Genomic DNA, 16181 nt, shown 5'->3' on the forward strand with positions numbered 1-16181 from the left:
TGTGCCCGTAAATGCTACGGCGCAGGCTTCAACCGGCGCCGTAGTTTTAACTTGAGCAGCGACTTACAAAGCCGCGGCTCTTATTTTGAAGAAATGAGACAAGCAGGGGCATTCGGGTTGGTACCCGAACTATCAGCGTGATCCTAAGTGGCTTGTTTTGGTCGCTGCACTTGGCCTTTTGCAAGCAGACTCGGTGTTTTCGCCGGTGGTGTCCCCAAATCGAGGGTGACCAAGCATGCAAGAAAGCGTGATGCAGCGCATGTGGAACAGCGGCTATCTTTCAGGTGGTAACGCTGCCTATGTGGAAGAGCTTTATGAGCTCTACCTGCACGACCCTAACGCTGTGCCAGAAGAATGGCGCACCAAATTTCAGACGTTGTCTTCAGACGGCAACGCTGCCACCGATGTATCGCACGCAACAATTCGCGATCAGTTCGTGCTGCTGGCAAAGAACCAGCGCCGCGCCCAACCGGTTTCCGCCGGCAGCGTGAGCAGTGAGCACGAGAAGAAGCAAGTTGAAGTACTGCGACTGATCCAGGCCTACCGTATGCGTGGCCACCAGGCAGCCCAGCTTGACCCGCTGGGGCTGTGGCAGCGTCCTGCACCTGCAGACCTGTCGATCAATCATTACGGCTTGACCAATGCCGATCTTGATACGACCTTCCGTGCCGGCGACCTGTTCATCGGCAAAGAGGAAGCGAGCCTACGCGAAATTCACGAAGCGTTGCAGCAGACATATTGCCGCACCATCGGCGCTGAATTCACGCACATCACTGATTCCGAGCAGCGCCAGTGGTTCCAGCACCGCCTGGAAGGCGTGCGTGGCCGTCCGGTATTGTCCGCCGATGTGCGCGGCCACCTGCTGGAGCGTGTGACCGCGGCCGAAGGCCTCGAAAAATACCTGGGCACCAAATACCCAGGCACCAAGCGTTTCGGCCTGGAAGGCGGCGAAAGCCTGATTCCGATGCTCGACGAGCTGATCCAGCGTTCCGGTTCCTATGGCACCAAGGAAATCGTGATCGGCATGGCTCACCGTGGTCGCCTGAACGTGTTGGTCAACACCTTCGGCAAGAACCCGCGTGAGCTGTTCGACGAGTTCGAAGGCAAGAAGAAGGTCGAGTTGGGTTCCGGTGACGTTAAATACCACCAGGGCTTCTCGTCCAACGTGATGACCACCGGCGGTGAAGTTCACCTGGCCATGGCATTCAACCCCTCCCACCTGGAAATCGTTTCGCCAGTGGTCGAGGGTTCGGTGCGTGCTCGCCAGGATCGTCGTAACGACGCCACCGGTGAGAAAGTGCTGCCGATTTCCATCCACGGTGACGCGGCATTTGCCGGTCAAGGCGTGGTCCTGGAAACGTTCCAGATGTCGCAGACTCGCGGCTTCAAGACCGGCGGTACCGTTCACATCGTCATCAACAACCAGGTGGGCTTCACCATCAGCAACCCGTTGGATGCGCGCTCCACCGAGTACGCCACCGACGTTGCCAAGATGATCCAGGCGCCGATCCTCCATGTGAATGGCGATGATCCGGAAGCCGTGCTGTTCGTGACCCAACTGGCTGTCGACTACCGCATGCAGTTCAAGCGTGACGTGGTCATCGACCTGGTTTGCTACCGCCGTCGCGGTCACAACGAAGCGGACGAGCCAAGCGGCACCCAGCCGTTGATGTACCAGCAGATCACCAAGCAGCGCACCACCCGTGAGCTGTACGCCGAAAGCCTGACCAAGGCCGGCGTGGTTGACGATGCGCGTGTTCAGGCGAAAGTCGACGAATACCGCAACGCGCTGGACAACGGCCTGCATGTAGTGAAAAGCCTGGTCAAGGAGCCGAACAAAGAGCTGTTCGTTGACTGGCGCCCATACCTGGGTCACACCTGGACTGCCCGTCACGATACCTCGTTCGATTTGAAGACGTTGCAGGAACTGTCCGCCAAGCTGTTGGAAATTCCCGAAGGCTTCGTCGTACAGCGCCAGGTTGCGAAGATCTACGAAGACCGTCAGAAGATGCAAGCCGGCGGCCTGCCGATCAACTGGGGTTACGCCGAAACCATGGCGTACGCGACCCTGGCGTTCGAAGGTCACCCGATCCGCATGACCGGCCAGGACATCGGCCGCGGTACGTTCTCGCACCGTCATGCTGTATTGCACAACCAGAAAGACGCGGGCACCTACATCCCGTTGCAGAACCTTTACGAAGGCCAGCCACGTTTCGACCTGTACGATTCGTTCCTGTCCGAAGAAGCCGTACTGGCGTTCGAATACGGTTACTCGACCACCACGCCGAACGCGCTGGTGATCTGGGAAGCCCAGTTCGGCGACTTCGCCAACGGTGCCCAGGTGGTTATCGACCAGTTCATCACCAGCGGCGAGCACAAGTGGGGCCGTCTGTGCGGTCTGACCATGCTGCTGCCACACGGTTATGAAGGTCAGGGCCCGGAGCACTCCTCGGCCCGTCTGGAGCGTTACCTGCAACTGTGCGCCGAGCACAACATTCAGGTGTGCGTGCCGACGACCCCGGCCCAGATCTACCACTTGCTGCGCCGCCAGGTGATCCGTCCGCTGCGCAAGCCGCTGGTGGTGCTGACGCCGAAGTCGCTGTTGCGTCACAAACTGGCCGTTTCGACCCTGGAAGATCTGGCCCAAGGTTCGTTCCAGACCGTGATTCCAGAGATCGATACGCTGGACGCCGCCAAGGTCACTCGCCTGATCCTGTGCAGCGGCAAGGTCTACTACGATCTGCTGGAAAAACGCCGTGCCGAAGGCCGCGAAGACATCGCCATCGTGCGTATCGAGCAGCTTTATCCGTTCCCGGAAGATGACCTCATGGAGATCATCGCGCCTTACACCAACCTCACGAACGTAGTGTGGTGTCAGGAAGAACCGATGAACCAGGGCGCCTGGTACAGCAGCCAGCATCATCTGCGTCGCAGCATCGGCAACCACAACAAGGCCTTGGTCCTTGAGTACGCCGGTCGTGATGCTTCTGCTGCACCTGCCTGTGGTTATGCGTCGATGCACGCCGAGCAGCAGGAAAAACTGCTGCAAGATGCTTTCACTGTTTAACGCCTTCGCGCTGACTGAAACCGAATTTTAAGGACCTACAGATAATGGCTATCGAAATCAAAGCCCCGTCATTCCCGGAATCGGTTGCCGATGGCACCGTTGCCACTTGGCACAAGAAACCAGGCGAGGCCGTCAAGCGTGACGACCTGATCGTCGACATCGAGACCGACAAAGTCGTTCTGGAAGTATTGGCCGAAGCTGACGGCGTGCTGGGCGCGATCGTTGCTGAAGAGGGCGCTACCGTTCTGTCGAACCAGGTACTGGGCTCGATCGAAGAGGGCAGCGCTGCTGCAGCGCCTGCTCCTGCCGCTGCTGCACCGGCTGCTTCGGCGCCTGCCGCTGCGCCGGCAGCCGGTGGCGAAGATCCAATCGCTGCTCCGGCTGCGCGTCAACTGGCTGAAGAAAACGGCATCAACCTGGCTTCCATCAAGGGCACCGGCAAAGATGGCCGTGTGACCAAGGAAGACGTGGTTGCCGCAGTTGAAGCCAAGAAGAACGCTCCGGCTGCCGCACCTGCCAAGGCTGCAGCGCCTGCTGCCGCTGCGCCTGTGTTTGCCGCTGGCGACCGCACCGAGAAGCGCGTACCGATGACTCGCGTACGTGCCACCGTGGCCAAGCGCCTGGTTGAAGCTCAGTCGAACATGGCGATGCTGACCACCTTCAACGAAGTCGACATGACCGAAGTCATGGCCCTGCGTTCGAAGTACAAGGATCTGTTCGAGAAGTCCCACAACGGCGTGCGCCTGGGCTTCATGTCGTTCTTCGTGAAAGCGGCCACCGAAGCGCTGAAGCGCTTCCCGGCAGTCAACGCTTCCATCGACGGCGGCGACATCGTTTACCACGGCTACGCAGATATCGGCGTTGCCGTCTCCAGCGACCGTGGCCTGGTGGTTCCAGTCCTGCGTAACGCCGAGCTGATGAGCCTGGCCGAAATCGAAGGCGGCATCGCTGGCTTCGGCAAGAAAGCCCGTGACGGCAAGCTGACCATCGACGAGATGACCGGCGGTACCTTCACCATCACCAACGGTGGTACCTTCGGTTCGATGATGTCGACGCCGATCGTCAACCCACCGCAAGCCGCGATCCTGGGCATGCACAACATCATCCAGCGTCCGATGGCCATCAACGGCCAGGTCGTGATCCGCCCAATGATGTACCTGGCACTGTCTTACGATCACCGCCTGATCGACGGTAAAGAAGCCGTGACGTTCCTGGTGACCATCAAGAACCTGCTGGAAGACCCGGCTCGCCTGCTCCTGGATATTTGATTGGAGCAGCTTCAAGTTGCGAGCTGCAAGCTGCAAGTAAACGCAGTTTGGCTTGCAGCTTGTGGCTTGACGCTTGAAGCTAATAGAGGATCTATTTCATGACACAGAAATTTGACGTTGTAGTGATTGGTGCAGGCCCTGGCGGCTATGTTGCCGCCATCAAGGCTGCGCAACTGGGCCTCTCCACTGCTTGCATCGAAAAATACACCGACAAGGAAGGCAAACTGGCGCTGGGCGGTACTTGCCTGAACGTGGGTTGCATTCCGTCCAAGGCGCTGCTGGACAGCTCCTGGAAATTCCACGAAGCCCAAGACGGCTTCGCGATCCACGGCATCAACCATGCTGGCGTGACCATGGACGTACCAGCAATGGTCGGCCGTAAAGCCAACATCGTCAAAGGCCTGACTTCCGGCGTTGCGACCTTGTTCAAGGCCAACGGCGTTACTTCGATCCAAGGCCACGGCAAGCTGCTGGCCGGCAAGAAAGTTGAAGTCACCAAGCCAGACGGTTCGGTTGAAGTCATCGAAGCCGAAAACGTGATCCTGGCGCCAGGTTCGCGTCCAATCGACATTCCGCCTGCTCCTGTTGATAACAACGTGATCGTTGATTCGACCGGCGCCCTGGAATTCCAGGCTGTGCCTAAGCGCCTGGGCGTGATCGGCGCTGGCGTCATCGGTCTGGAGCTGGGCTCGGTATGGTCGCGCCTTGGCGCTGAAGTCACCGTGCTGGAAGCCCTGGACACGTTCCTGCTGGCGGCTGACACTGCAGTCTCCAAGGAAGCGCTGAAAACCCTGACCAAACAAGGTCTGGACATCAAGCTTGGCGCCCGTGTTACCGGTTCCAAGGTCAACGGCGAAGAAGTCGTGGTGACCTACACCGATAAAGACGGCGAGCAGACCATCACCTTCGACAAGCTGATCGTTGCCGTTGGTCGCCGCCCAGTGACCAATGACCTGTTGGCTTCCGACAGCGGCGTGAACATCGACGAGCGTGGTTTCATCCACGTTGACGATCATTGCGCTACCACCGTGCCTGGCGTCTATGCCATTGGCGACGTGGTTCGTGGCATGATGCTGGCCCACAAGGCTTCCGAAGAGGGCATCATGGTTGTTGAGCGCATCAAGGGTCACAAGACCCAGATGAACTACGACCTGATCCCATCGGTTATCTACACCCACCCGGAAATTGCATGGGTCGGCAAGAACGAACAGCAGTTGAAAGCTGAAGGCGTTGAAGTTAACGTCGGCACCTTCCCGTTTGCCGCTTCTGGCCGTGCCATGGCAGCCAACGACACCGGTGGTTTTGTCAAAGTCATCGCTGATGCCAAGACTGACCGCGTTTTGGGCGTCCACGTGATTGGCCCAAGCGCTGCAGAACTGGTTCAGCAAGGCGCGATCGGCATGGAATTCGGCACCAGTGCCGAGGACTTGGGCATGATGGTCTTCTCCCATCCGACCCTGTCCGAAGCGTTGCACGAAGCAGCGTTGGCAGTGAATGGCGGCGCCATCCACATCGCCAACCGCAAGAAGCGCTAAGCGAGATAATAAGAAACCACGGCGGAGTTGCCCGTCGTGAGCCTTGCGCGCAAGACTCACCGCGGAATATCCGCTGGACGCAGCCTTGCGCAGCTTTACGGGCCATAAGCCCCGCAAGTTGCGCAAGCAGCAGTCACAGGTGGCGCGGCACTCATAATGAGCGCAGCGCCGAATGCGCAGTACCTAACGAAGACGGTAAAAAGCATGAATCTTCACGAGTATCAGGGTAAGCAGCTGTTCGCTGAATACGGCCTGCCAGTTTCCAAGGGCTACGCAGTAGACACCCCGGAAGCAGCAGCAGAAGCTTGCGACAAAATCGGCGGCAGCGAGTGGGTTGTCAAAGCCCAGGTCCACGCCGGTGGTCGCGGTAAAGCGGGCGGCGTCAAGCTGGTTCGCAGCAAAGAAGACGCCAAGGCCTTCGCACAGCAGTGGCTGGGCAAGCGTCTGGTGACTTACCAGACTGATGCCAATGGCCAACCAGTCACCAAGATCCTGGTTGAATCGTGCACTGATATCGCTAAAGAGCTGTACCTGGGCGCTGTCGTTGACCGTTCGAGCCGTCGCATCGTGTTCATGGCTTCCACCGAAGGTGGCGTGGACATCGAGAAAATCGCTCACGAAACCCCAGAAAAAATTCTGAAGGCCACTATCGATCCACTGGTTGGCGCTCAGCCATTCCAGGGTCGCGAGCTGGCTTTCCAGCTGGGCCTGGAAGGCAAGCAAGTTGCCCAGTTCGCCAAGATCTTCGTAGGTCTGGCCAAACTGTTCCAGGATCACGATCTGGCCCTGCTGGAAGTGAACCCGCTGGTGATCAAGGCTGACGGCGATCTGCACTGCCTCGATGCCAAGATCAACATCGACGCCAACGCCATGTACCGTCAGCCTAAGCTGAAGACTTTCCACGATCCGTCGCAAGACGATCCGCGCGAAGCGCACGCTGCCAAGTTCGAACTGAACTACGTAGCCCTGGAAGGTAACATCGGCTGCATGGTCAACGGTGCCGGCCTGGCCATGGGTACCATGGACATCGTCAACCTGCATGGCGGCAAGCCAGCCAACTTCCTCGACGTAGGTGGTGGCGCTACCAAGGAACGCGTTACCGAAGCGTTCAAGATCATCCTGTCCGACTCCAATGTCGCCGCAGTACTGGTCAACATCTTCGGCGGCATCGTTCGTTGCGACATGATTGCCGAAGGCATCATCGGTGCAGTGAAAGAAGTCGGCGTTAAAATCCCGGTTGTTGTTCGCCTTGAAGGTAACAACGCTGAACTGGGCGCTAAAGTACTGGCAGAAAGCGGTTTGAACATCATCGCGGCTACCAGCCTGACCGACGCTGCTCAACAAGTTGTCAAAGCTGCGGAGGGCAAGTAATGAGCGTCCTGATCAATAAAGACACCAAAGTTATCTGCCAGGGTATTACCGGTTCGCAAGGTAGTTTCCACACCCAGCAAGCCATCGAATACGGCACCCAGATGGTTGGCGGCGTAACACCAGGCAAAGGCGGCACCGAGCACCTGGGCCTGCCCGTGTTCAACACCGTGAAAGAAGCGGTAGAAGCCACTGGCGCCACTGCCAGCGTGATCTACGTTCCAGCTCCTTTCTGCAAGGACTCGATCCTGGAAGCGGCCTTCGGCGGCATCAAGCTGATCGTCTGCATCACCGAAGGCATTCCTACCCTGGACATGCTGGACGCTAAAGTTAAGTGCGACGAGCTGGGTGTAGTCCTGATCGGCCCTAACTGCCCAGGCGTGATCACCCCAGGCGAATGCAAGATCGGCATCATGCCAGGTCACATTCACTTGCCAGGTAAAGTCGGTATCGTTTCCCGTTCCGGCACCCTGACCTACGAAGCTGTAAAGCAGACCACTGACGCCGGTTTCGGTCAGTCGACTTGCGTCGGCATCGGCGGTGACCCGATCCCAGGCTCCAACTTCATCGACATCCTGAAGCTGTTCCAGGAAGACCCGAAGACCGAAGCGATCGTGATGATCGGTGAGATCGGCGGTTCGGCTGAAGAAGAAGCGGCTGCCTACATCAAGGCACACGTGACCAAGCCGGTTGTTTCCTACATCGCTGGTGTGACTGCCCCTGCGGGCAAGCGCATGGGCCATGCTGGCGCAATCATCTCTGGCGGCAAAGGCACTGCAGACGAGAAATTCGCTGCACTGCAAGACGCAGGCGTTAAAACCGTGCGTTCGCTGGCAGACATCGGCAAGGCCCTGGCCGAGCTGACCGGTTGGGCTGTCAAGTAAGCCTCGCGCTTAGCTGACGCTTCACCACACAAAGGCCACCTTCGGGTGGCCTTTGTGCATTCTGGATATAGCCAGATTGACGAATGTGCTCGGTTCAATGTGGGAGCTGGCTTGCCTGCGATACAGACAACTGGGTGCATCAGCCAAACCGAGTCGATGCCATCGCAGGCAAGCCAGCTCCCACAGGGTTCTGTGTTGCCCAATTAAGTATGAAAACGCGACATTCAAATGTCGCTTATCGGACAGTTCGCCCCGCAACAGTGCGTTTGTCAGCCTGATTCTGTACTCTAGCCGCCTCTTTATGCGTCCGCGTCCCAAAAGGAAGCTGCGCGCTAGACCGGTCGGTCCCCACAAGGGCCGGCAGCATTTCCCTCATCCATAGGGAAGCCCTCTCTAAATTCCGATTCAGTAGTGTGGTATTTCCTCAAATGAAAGTGTTGAAAAGCCAGGATATCCTGGCGCTGGGCTTTATGACCTTTGCCCTGTTCGTGGGCGCCGGCAACATCATCTTCCCGCCTATCGTGGGTTTGCAGTCCGGGCCGCATGTGTGGATGGCGGCGCTGGGCTTCCTGATCACCGCAGTCGGTTTGCCGGTGGTCACCGTGATCGCCCTGGCCAAGGTCGGTGGTGGCATGGACGCGCTGAGCAGCCCGATTGGCAAGATTGCCGGTGGCCTGCTGGCGGCAGCGGCCTACCTGGCAGTGGGCCCGCTGTTTGCGACCCCACGCACCGCAACAGTATCGTTTGAAGTGGGCCTGGCGCCCTTGACCGGTGAAAGCCCGTTGGCGTTGTTCCTCTACAGCTCGGTGTATTTCCTGGTGGTGTTCTTTGTCTCCCTGTATCCAGGGCGACTGCTGGACACCGTGGGCCGTTTCCTGGCGCCGCTGAAGATCATCGCCCTGGCTATCCTCGGCATCGCTGCGTTTGCCTTGCCCGCCGGTGAGGTGGGGGTTGCCACCCCGGAATACGTTGTCGCGCCGTTCTCCCAAGGCTTTATCAATGGTTACCTGACCATGGATACCCTGGGCGCCTTGGTGTTCGGCATTGTGATCGTCAACGCTATCCGCTCCCGTGGCGTCGAGTCGCCCAAGCTGATCACCCGTTACGCGATCATTGCCGGGCTGATTGCCGGCGTGGGCCTGGCACTGGTGTACGTCAGCCTGTTCCGTCTGGGTTCGGGCAGCCATGCCGTGGCCGCGGGTGCCAGCAATGGCGCGGCGGTACTGCACGCCTATGTGCAATACACGTTCGGCTCCCTGGGTAGTGGTTTCCTCGCCGTGCTGATTTCCCTGGCATGCCTGGTGACCGCCGTGGGCCTGACCTGTGCCTGCGCCGAGTACTTCAGCAAGATCCTGCCGCTGTCCTACAAGACCCTGGTGGTGATCCTGGCACTGTTCTCGCTGTTTGTGTCCAACCTGGGCTTGACCAAACTCATTGCCTTCTCGATCCCGGTGCTGACCGCGATCTACCCGCCGTGCATCGTGTTGGTGGCCTTGAGCTTCTGCAAAGGGTTCTGGCAGGAACAGGGCCGTATTGTCGGCCCGGTGATGCTGGTGTCGTTCATCTTTGGCTGCATCGACGCACTCAAGGGTGCGGGCCTGGCGGGTTGGATGCCTACGCAACTGGTAAACCTGCCGTTGAGCGAACAAGGCTTGGCGTGGCTGGTGCCGTCGGTGATGACGCTGGTCGTGGCCGTGGTGATTGACCGTATGCTGGGCAAGCGCAGCGAAGCGATCGCTTAAAACCGCTGACTTATACGCTGCAATTAAAAAGCCCCGGATCAAATGATCCGGGGCTTTTTTGTACGCAGTGCCAAGCCAGGCTGCCTGTTTCAGGGTATCGGGAACTTGCTCTTTGTCGAATCCACTCCCATGTTCCTCAAATATTCCTGGGCGGGCCTTAAATCGCTTTTTTTGGGTAGATAGTGTCCAGAGACATCGGAAAGGTGGAATTTCCCGAAGGCGTCTTTCCTTATATAGCCTGCGCTGACTACCTTTTCTGATTGGCCACTGCCAGCACCGATTTCCGCGATGGCAGGATGTGATAACCATTTTGGCGGTGCACTTTTGTCGATAGTACCGATGATCAGTTGGTTGTCTTGAGTGAAGACGAACTTGCTGACTGTGTCGGGTTTCAATACAACCTTCAGGTCATCCGGCTTTGTGATGCGAACCAGTTCCGCTCGGGCCGCTCGGGGGTTCAATGCCGCTCCGGCCAGATGCAGCTCGGCGTTCAGGTCACGAGCCCTGGTATTGACCAGCACTGCAAGTGGTTTTCGAATGGGCGGCTCTATTCGCGAGCTGCCGGAGGTGGAGGAGCTGCTTGCAGGCACTAGGTTTTCCGCCGAGGAGGCAGAATGAGGCTGCGGTAGGGGGGCTAGCGTTTGAGGTAGTTTGGCGCCTCCCGGCAAACCGGTTAGCACCCATTCGCCGTTCCCTTTGTTCAAAAGCGTAGCCACCCGACGCTTTGTCTCGGGGTTTATAACGTTTACAAATCCTGATTCGAATTTGAACGCTGGGCTTATTTGATAGACCCTGCTCACGTCTGAGTTATCGGTGTAACGGATCAACCATTTTTCACCGACTTGTTGTGGCCCGGTGGCGCTGAGCGGTTTTCCTGCCAGTAGCTGATTATCCAGTGCGTGCGCGGCGAGGTCCCCACGGTTCTGTACAGGGTGGGCCGGGTTCGGCAATTGAGTCGGGATGCTTGAGGGGCGGCCGGCCGATATCGACGTACCCGGAACCGGTACGACGTGACCGCTTGGCGTACCGTTTGTACCTGCCGTGATTGTCAGTCGCTGTTGGAGCGTGCGCCCAGGGGTTCTGAACACTGGGCGCAACGGGGTCCTTTTGAGTAAAGGGATACCCGACGCAGCCATGGCGAAGTCGTTGTACACCGCCCCCCAGCGTCCCGGTTGGGTGAGGAGCTTGGGCAGGCTTTGTCCGGGTGTACGCAACGTTCTTAGCGCAGCCTTGGAGAGCCTGTTGGTGGCTGACATACCAGCGTTGACCGGTATGAGGCTTAGAACGAATTGGGCTATGTCTGCGGCGAACATTAATTTGTTGGCTGTGGATCGGGCCGATATCTCTGCGCTGGTTGTCATCCCAACCGACGCTCTCCCTCTGAGTAACCCCACCTCCTGCATGTACAGGTTTTCAGTGATGCTACCTTTGAACGGCTTCAGCCGGATGCCCGCTTCATGGTCGGCCGCGAATTTCTTGAGCCACGTGCCGAGCTGAGGCAAAAACAGGGTGTCGTGAATATTGTATCGATCAACAGGTGATACCCGCTGATCCATGTAGGACATCCACTCGGACGTGTTCAGCAGCGTGTTAAGTTGATCCTCGTCCACAATTTCTCTGAAAGGACGTCCGTCGGGAGCATCCGGGCTGTACAGCACCAGCGAGGGGTGGTTGGTCGGTTTGATGACCATCATGCCCTGGACGGGTTTGCCGTTCAGGACCACTCTATGCGAGACGATGGACGCACCATTCACGATTGGCCAGGTGGTGGAGTCGCTATGCTCAAGCGTCGCTTCGATCCATTGTTCGGCGATTTTTTGCCTGTTCAGATAGGCGTCGGGATCCAGGCTGGTGATGAACGCGTCCTTGGCCATCCTTGCCTTCAGATGGTTTTTCCACGCGTCGGGCAGCACCCTGGCTTCGTCGGAGGTGGCAGTGGGGCTGAGTTTGTCATCCAGTAGTTTGAGGTATTTGCCGCCCACATCGGTTTGGCTGATCAGGTCCTCGAGAAACGGCTTATCCAGGGTCAGCAGGTATTTTCCATTGGCACTTACGACGCGAGCGGCCCAGGTGCTCGTCGGCGAGCGTTCATGCCATGGCGTTGTGTTCATGAGCGTCAGGTCGGTAAGCGATCGGGTGTGGATCTTCGGCTTTGGTGCGTTTGCGGAACCTAAAAGGCCGCGATTGCTCGACTGCTGTGTGGTCATCTGAACCATCACGTGGTCAGGGTCTATTTCCTCGTGCCGGTAGCGGTCCGGCAGCTTGGCTTTCAACGCCTGGGCCAGCAACTGTTTGGCGAAAATGTTGGGGGCCGGGATGTTTGCCAATAGCGCTTGCAAGTGCGTAAGGCTTGTATCCTGTGCTTCCTCCAGCTCCCTATAGCTCGTTTCTTGTTGGGGAGTCAGTTCTTTAAGCCATTGTGGCTGCAGTTTGTTGTGCAGTTGCTCATTGCGTGCGAGCAGGGCATTACTGCCATCGAAATGCAGTGAAAGATCCGCTGCATCATTGATGGTTTCGACAGTTTGGGCAGAGAGCAACGACGGTGTGCGAGAGGAGCCAGCTTCGGCTTGCGCTTGGGCGAACCCGGCCTGCATGGTTTCATTGACCTCGTCAGCCTGTCGCTGCAACAACTGGGGAAAGGTTTGTGCCACTACGTCGCCGCAGACGGGGGCGAATCCCAGCATTAAATCATCACCCCACGGAGGGTTTCGACTGTGCTCTACCGACACCGGTAGACTTTTGAGTAGCAGGTTGGCCTTCTCGTCATCATTATCGATTCTCTGCATCAATGCTTCGCGGGCTTTGCCAGGGCTCGCGAACTCCTCGAAACCGTCCCCGGGGGTGTAAAGCACTACAGGCCCGGTGGTGTCATCCAGCCCGATATTACGGGTGTCACTTGCGGTGTAAGGTGCCTCGGCCGACGAGCCGTCGCTGCGAGTGATAAGAAAACAACCGGCTAAAAATGCGCCGCTTGCGGAGTTGTCATCTATCCGGATCGGATACACCCCAGGCCGATCCCCTGCGGGAAGTTCGCGCTCGCGTGCTTCAAGGGTGGGGTACTGAAAGGCGGTGTCGATCAACTTTTTGCCAGCCTCGCTGAGGGTTCCGTCTTCAACCCGCAGGGCTGCCTCGGTGGAAAGCATTTGCCGATGCAGGGCGAGCAGTTGGGCTGAACGTGATGGCTGCTTGGGGGAGCCTACGGGTGATCTTTTCCAGTAGCTACTGAGCGCGCCTGAAAAGCGGGTTGCGATATCGTGTGCAAGCGTCAGCAGGGAACCCTGATGCTCCAACCTGGTTTGGGGAGCACCCGCAGGTCCGTCAATGTAAAAGCCCGTTTGTATGTCGGCACTGTGCTCTTCAGTGTTGGGCGTGCCAGTGACGGCGTTTATGTGGACTTGCGCGACTTTTTCGAGCAATGCCTCCGATAAGGTTTGCGTAGAAATCAGCACGGGCTCTGCCGGCGGCTGTTTTCGATAGGTGTTGACGTGGATAATGTTCGGGTCGATTGATGTGAGCTGGGGAAAGGCTTTTTTCAACTGAGCCTGGGTGAAGCGTTGGAATGTCATCTGGTGACTGAGTAAATCAATAATTTTCTGGTTGTACGCCTGATGCTGCTCAATCAATTGGGATTGCGCGGCGACTGCGTTCGGCCCTGTATCATTGGCAACGACTGGCTTTATGCCGGCTACTTGGATTTTGATCCGATCATCCGGGTCTAGTCCCAACGGCTTGGGCTGAGGGTGATGCGATAAAGGCGGGTGTTGCGTTGTCGATTCAGAGGCTGTGCCCACGGACAGTTGGATCGCTTGCGGTGCAGGTGTTTGGCTGACGGAGAGAGACGTTGAGCGCATTTAACATCCTAAGGATAGATATGCAGTTCCTTCCGCCTGAGAAATGATCAAGGCTTCGTGCCCTGGGGCCAACTAAGTGAGTGGAGGCGTTCTATTGGTTCCAAGGCCCAGCTCATGTACATCTGGAAACAGGAATTCTCATAAAAGACAGGTAGTACGGCCGGGGTTTTGATATTTGTTGCACAACTCACCGGGCTCACATTTAGAAGGACCCGCATGTCGTTCGTCGAAACCAATCAAGTCCACCTGCTTGCCGCTCTTTGGTTCATCCTCTGCTGGGGCGGCTACACCCGTTACGCAACGTGGAAGGCTCGGGACACGGCCTGCCTGGCCAGCGTGTTGCACCTGTACCGTGAAGACTGGATGCGCCGCATGCTGTTGCGCGATAACCGCATCGCCGATGCCAGCGTGATCGGCAACCTGGAGCGTAATGCCTCGTTCTTTGCCTCCAGTACCTTGATCATCCTTGCGGGTATCCTGACCGTGCTCGGTGCTTCGGAGCGGGCGGTGTCGTTGCTGGCAGACATTCCGATGGTGCAGCAGGCGTCCCAGGGCATGTCGGAGGTCAAGTTGCTGTGCCTGGCCCTGGTATTCGTCTATGCGTTTTTTACTTTCAGCTGGTGCATGCGTCAGTACAACTTCGCGGCGGTGCTGGTGGGCTCGGCGCCGATGATTGGTGAACGACATGTGTCGGAGCAGGAGCGCAATGCATTTGCCTTGCGGGCGGCGCGGGTGATTTCGATGGCGGCCAACCAGTTCAACTTTGGCCTGCGTGCGTATTACTTCGGCATGACCATGCTGGCCTGGTTTGTCAGCCCCTGGTTGTTCATGTTGATGAGCAGCGGGGTGGTGCTGGTGCTGTACCGCCGCGAGTTCCATTCCGATGTATTGCAGGTGATGGTGTATACCCCGACCGATATGCCAGCAGTCGACGCTGTAAAAGAGGGCGCATCGTAGCGCTGGCAGTAAATCGCAGACAAAGAAAAGCCCGCTTAGTCAGCGGGCTTTCTTTTTGCTGCAATACAGCTTCAAACCCTGCGATTACTGCTTGGCAGGTTCTGCAGGTGCGGCAGGTGCAGCTTCTTTTGCAGCAGCTTCGTTCGATTCGGCCTGAGCTTTGGCAGCTTCGGCGTTTTCTTTCGCAGCGTCGTTCACTTTATCCTGTGCTTTAGCCATATCTTGCTGAGCTTGCTCAGCATGTGCAGCAGCGTCTTGGGCTTTGTCTTCGGATTTCTTGTCGCAGGCAGCCAGACCGAGAGCAGCGGCCAGCATCATGGAAATAGCTAATGTCTTACGCATGGGGTGTTTCTCCTTATTGAAGATATCTACTGGCCTTTCGAACCCAAGGGGCCAGCATTAGTTCCTTATGTCCCACAGATATATAGCATGTTTCGTACAGGAACTTTACCCAGTCATTCCAATCCGCCGAATTCACACTAATAAGAGTCTAAAAACAATGACCGTAAACCCTTTGTTGGAGCGTGCCGTGCGCTTCGTTTCGGCCCTGCGCCATTGCCAGGTGCTGGGTGTGGCGGTGCATGAAGCCAGCGAGGAGGGCATGACCCTCGTACTGCCTTATGGGCCGCATATTGTCGGTGATCCCCTGACCGGGGTGATCCACGGCGGCGCGCTGACCTCCTTGATGGACACCGCTTGCGGCATGGCGACCCTGTGCGTATTGCCCGAGTTCGAGGTTTGCCCCACCCTGGACCTGCGTATCGACTACATGCATCCCGCCGAACCCCATAAGCCGGTGTATGGCTTCGCGCAATGCTACCGGGTCACCACCGACGTGATCTTCACCCGTGGCGTTGCCTATCAGGATGACCCGCAACAACCTATCGCCCATGTGGTAGGCACGTTCATGCGCATGGGCAAGCGCCTCAAAGGGACTCAAGGCTTGGGCGCTGTCATCAAGGGAGAACAGGCATGACGCATCGGTTCAAGACGCGCCTGGAGCAAGCCCTCGACCGTGGCAACTACGATGCGCTGCTCGAGTTGGTGCCCTATGCCAGGCTGATCGGCATCGAATGCACCCGCCTGGGGGATGAGTTGCTGTTTCGCCTGCCGGCCAGCAAGGACAATATTGGTAACCCCATATTGCCAGCGCTGCATGGCGGGGTGATCGCCGGCTTCATGGAGCTGGCAGCCGCCATGCACCTGCTGGTGTTCACTGGCGCTCCGGGCCTGCCGAAAATCATCGACTTCTCCCTGGATTACCTGCGCGCCGGCCAGTTTCGGGACACCTATGCCAAGTGTCAGGTATGGCGCCAGGGCCGGCGCGTGGCCAACGTGGCGATTACCGCTTGGCAGAGCACGCCGGCCGAACCGATTGCCACTGCCCGGGCACATTTCAAAATTGAGGAATTGGTCCGCCCTTGAAATCCTGGTCTTAGTCCCCAACTTTGATGACAACCCGCCGCCAACCCTCAAGGGCGCGGCCACTGCCATCCAATTGGAGTTTGA

At 57.8% G+C, this 16181-nt stretch carries 11 protein-coding genes; 9 read left to right on the forward strand and 2 right to left on the reverse strand.

All coding sequences use genetic code 11. The features are described 5' to 3' along the window. Positions 1-235 precede the first annotated feature (235 nt). The 6 genes from GIW79_RS08640 (at position 236) to brnQ (ending at position 9864) form a co-directional block, all read left to right on the forward strand. Positions 236-3067: a 2-oxoglutarate dehydrogenase E1 component gene (locus tag GIW79_RS08640; protein ID WP_034127191.1), complete on the forward strand. Its 2832-nt coding sequence runs from the start codon at positions 236-238 to the stop codon at positions 3065-3067. A 44-nt stretch (positions 3068-3111) separates the two neighbouring features. Further along, the gene (gene odhB / locus GIW79_RS08645; RefSeq protein ID WP_034127192.1) at positions 3112-4335 is read left to right on the forward strand and encodes a 2-oxoglutarate dehydrogenase complex dihydrolipoyllysine-residue succinyltransferase; all 1224 of its coding nucleotides are present in this window, start codon (positions 3112-3114) and stop codon (positions 4333-4335) included. A gap of 98 nt (positions 4336-4433) precedes the next feature. Continuing rightward, entirely contained in the window at positions 4434-5870 is a 1437-nt protein-coding gene (lpdA, locus tag GIW79_RS08650; protein ID WP_003190010.1) for a dihydrolipoyl dehydrogenase, read from the forward strand. A gap of 204 nt (positions 5871-6074) precedes the next feature. Continuing rightward, a complete protein-coding gene (gene sucC / locus GIW79_RS08655; RefSeq protein WP_003190011.1) occupies positions 6075-7241 on the forward strand; it encodes an ADP-forming succinate--CoA ligase subunit beta in 1167 nt (388 codons plus the stop codon). Next, positions 7241-8122, forward strand: a complete 882-nt coding sequence (gene sucD / locus GIW79_RS08660) for a succinate--CoA ligase subunit alpha (protein ID WP_003190013.1) — start codon at positions 7241-7243, stop codon at positions 8120-8122. Before sucC ends, sucD begins: the two co-directional genes overlap by 1 nt. Before the next feature lie 428 nt (positions 8123-8550). Then, on the forward strand, positions 8551-9864 hold the full coding sequence (brnQ, locus tag GIW79_RS08665; protein WP_197900603.1) for a branched-chain amino acid transport system II carrier protein: 1314 nt from the start codon (positions 8551-8553) through the stop codon (positions 9862-9864). Between the two features lie 89 nt (positions 9865-9953). On the opposite strand, the gene GIW79_RS08670 is transcribed toward brnQ, so the two are convergent. Continuing rightward, positions 9954-13715: a dermonecrotic toxin domain-containing protein gene (locus GIW79_RS08670; protein ID WP_236455670.1), complete on the reverse strand. Its 3762-nt coding sequence runs from the start codon at positions 13713-13715 to the stop codon at positions 9954-9956. Between the two features lie 216 nt (positions 13716-13931). Here GIW79_RS08670 and GIW79_RS08675 point away from each other — a divergent pair, with 216 nt between their 5' ends. Next, on the forward strand, positions 13932-14672 hold the full coding sequence (locus tag GIW79_RS08675; protein ID WP_034127195.1) for a DUF599 domain-containing protein: 741 nt from the start codon (positions 13932-13934) through the stop codon (positions 14670-14672). A gap of 84 nt (positions 14673-14756) precedes the next feature. On the opposite strand, the gene GIW79_RS08680 is transcribed toward GIW79_RS08675, so the two are convergent. Continuing rightward, entirely contained in the window at positions 14757-15014 is a 258-nt protein-coding gene (locus GIW79_RS08680) for a hypothetical protein (RefSeq protein ID WP_034127196.1), read from the reverse strand. 157 nt (positions 15015-15171) lie between these two features. Between GIW79_RS08680 and GIW79_RS08685 the strand changes: the two genes are divergently transcribed. Continuing rightward, positions 15172-15648, forward strand: coding sequence for a PaaI family thioesterase (locus GIW79_RS08685; RefSeq protein WP_197900605.1), 477 nt, complete (start codon positions 15172-15174; stop codon positions 15646-15648). Continuing rightward, positions 15645-16097 carry a PaaI family thioesterase gene (locus GIW79_RS08690; protein ID WP_054898383.1) on the forward strand — a complete coding sequence of 151 codons (453 nt, stop codon included), beginning with the start codon at positions 15645-15647 and terminating at the stop codon, positions 16095-16097. Before GIW79_RS08685 ends, GIW79_RS08690 begins: the two co-directional genes overlap by 4 nt. Positions 16098-16181: the final 84 nt, after the last annotated feature.

It is taken from the genome of Pseudomonas sp. PA-7-1E, from assembly GCF_021605325.1.
Taxonomy (GTDB): domain Bacteria; phylum Pseudomonadota; class Gammaproteobacteria; order Pseudomonadales; family Pseudomonadaceae; genus Aquipseudomonas; species Aquipseudomonas fluorescens_BV.

Bases quoted from the DNA above. Each gene is read 5' to 3' on its own strand.
- GIW79_RS08640 (WP_034127191.1), top strand. From the start codon at position 236: ATGCAAGAAAGCGTGATGCAGCGCATGTGGAACAGCGGCTATCTTTCA.
- odhB (WP_034127192.1), top strand. From the start codon at position 3,112: ATGGCTATCGAAATCAAAGCCCCGTCATTCCCGGAATCGGTTGCCGAT.
- lpdA (WP_003190010.1), top strand. From the start codon at position 4,434: ATGACACAGAAATTTGACGTTGTAGTGATTGGTGCAGGCCCTGGCGGC.
- sucC (WP_003190011.1), top strand. From the start codon at position 6,075: ATGAATCTTCACGAGTATCAGGGTAAGCAGCTGTTCGCTGAATACGGC.
- sucD (WP_003190013.1), top strand. From the start codon at position 7,241: ATGAGCGTCCTGATCAATAAAGACACCAAAGTTATCTGCCAGGGTATT.
- brnQ (WP_197900603.1), top strand. From the start codon at position 8,551: ATGAAAGTGTTGAAAAGCCAGGATATCCTGGCGCTGGGCTTTATGACC.
- GIW79_RS08670 (WP_236455670.1), bottom strand. From the start codon at position 13,715: ATGCGCTCAACGTCTCTCTCCGTCAGCCAAACACCTGCACCGCAAGCG.
- GIW79_RS08675 (WP_034127195.1), top strand. From the start codon at position 13,932: ATGTCGTTCGTCGAAACCAATCAAGTCCACCTGCTTGCCGCTCTTTGG.
- GIW79_RS08680 (WP_034127196.1), bottom strand. From the start codon at position 15,014: ATGCGTAAGACATTAGCTATTTCCATGATGCTGGCCGCTGCTCTCGGT.
- GIW79_RS08685 (WP_197900605.1), top strand. From the start codon at position 15,172: ATGACCGTAAACCCTTTGTTGGAGCGTGCCGTGCGCTTCGTTTCGGCC.
- GIW79_RS08690 (WP_054898383.1), top strand. From the start codon at position 15,645: ATGACGCATCGGTTCAAGACGCGCCTGGAGCAAGCCCTCGACCGTGGC.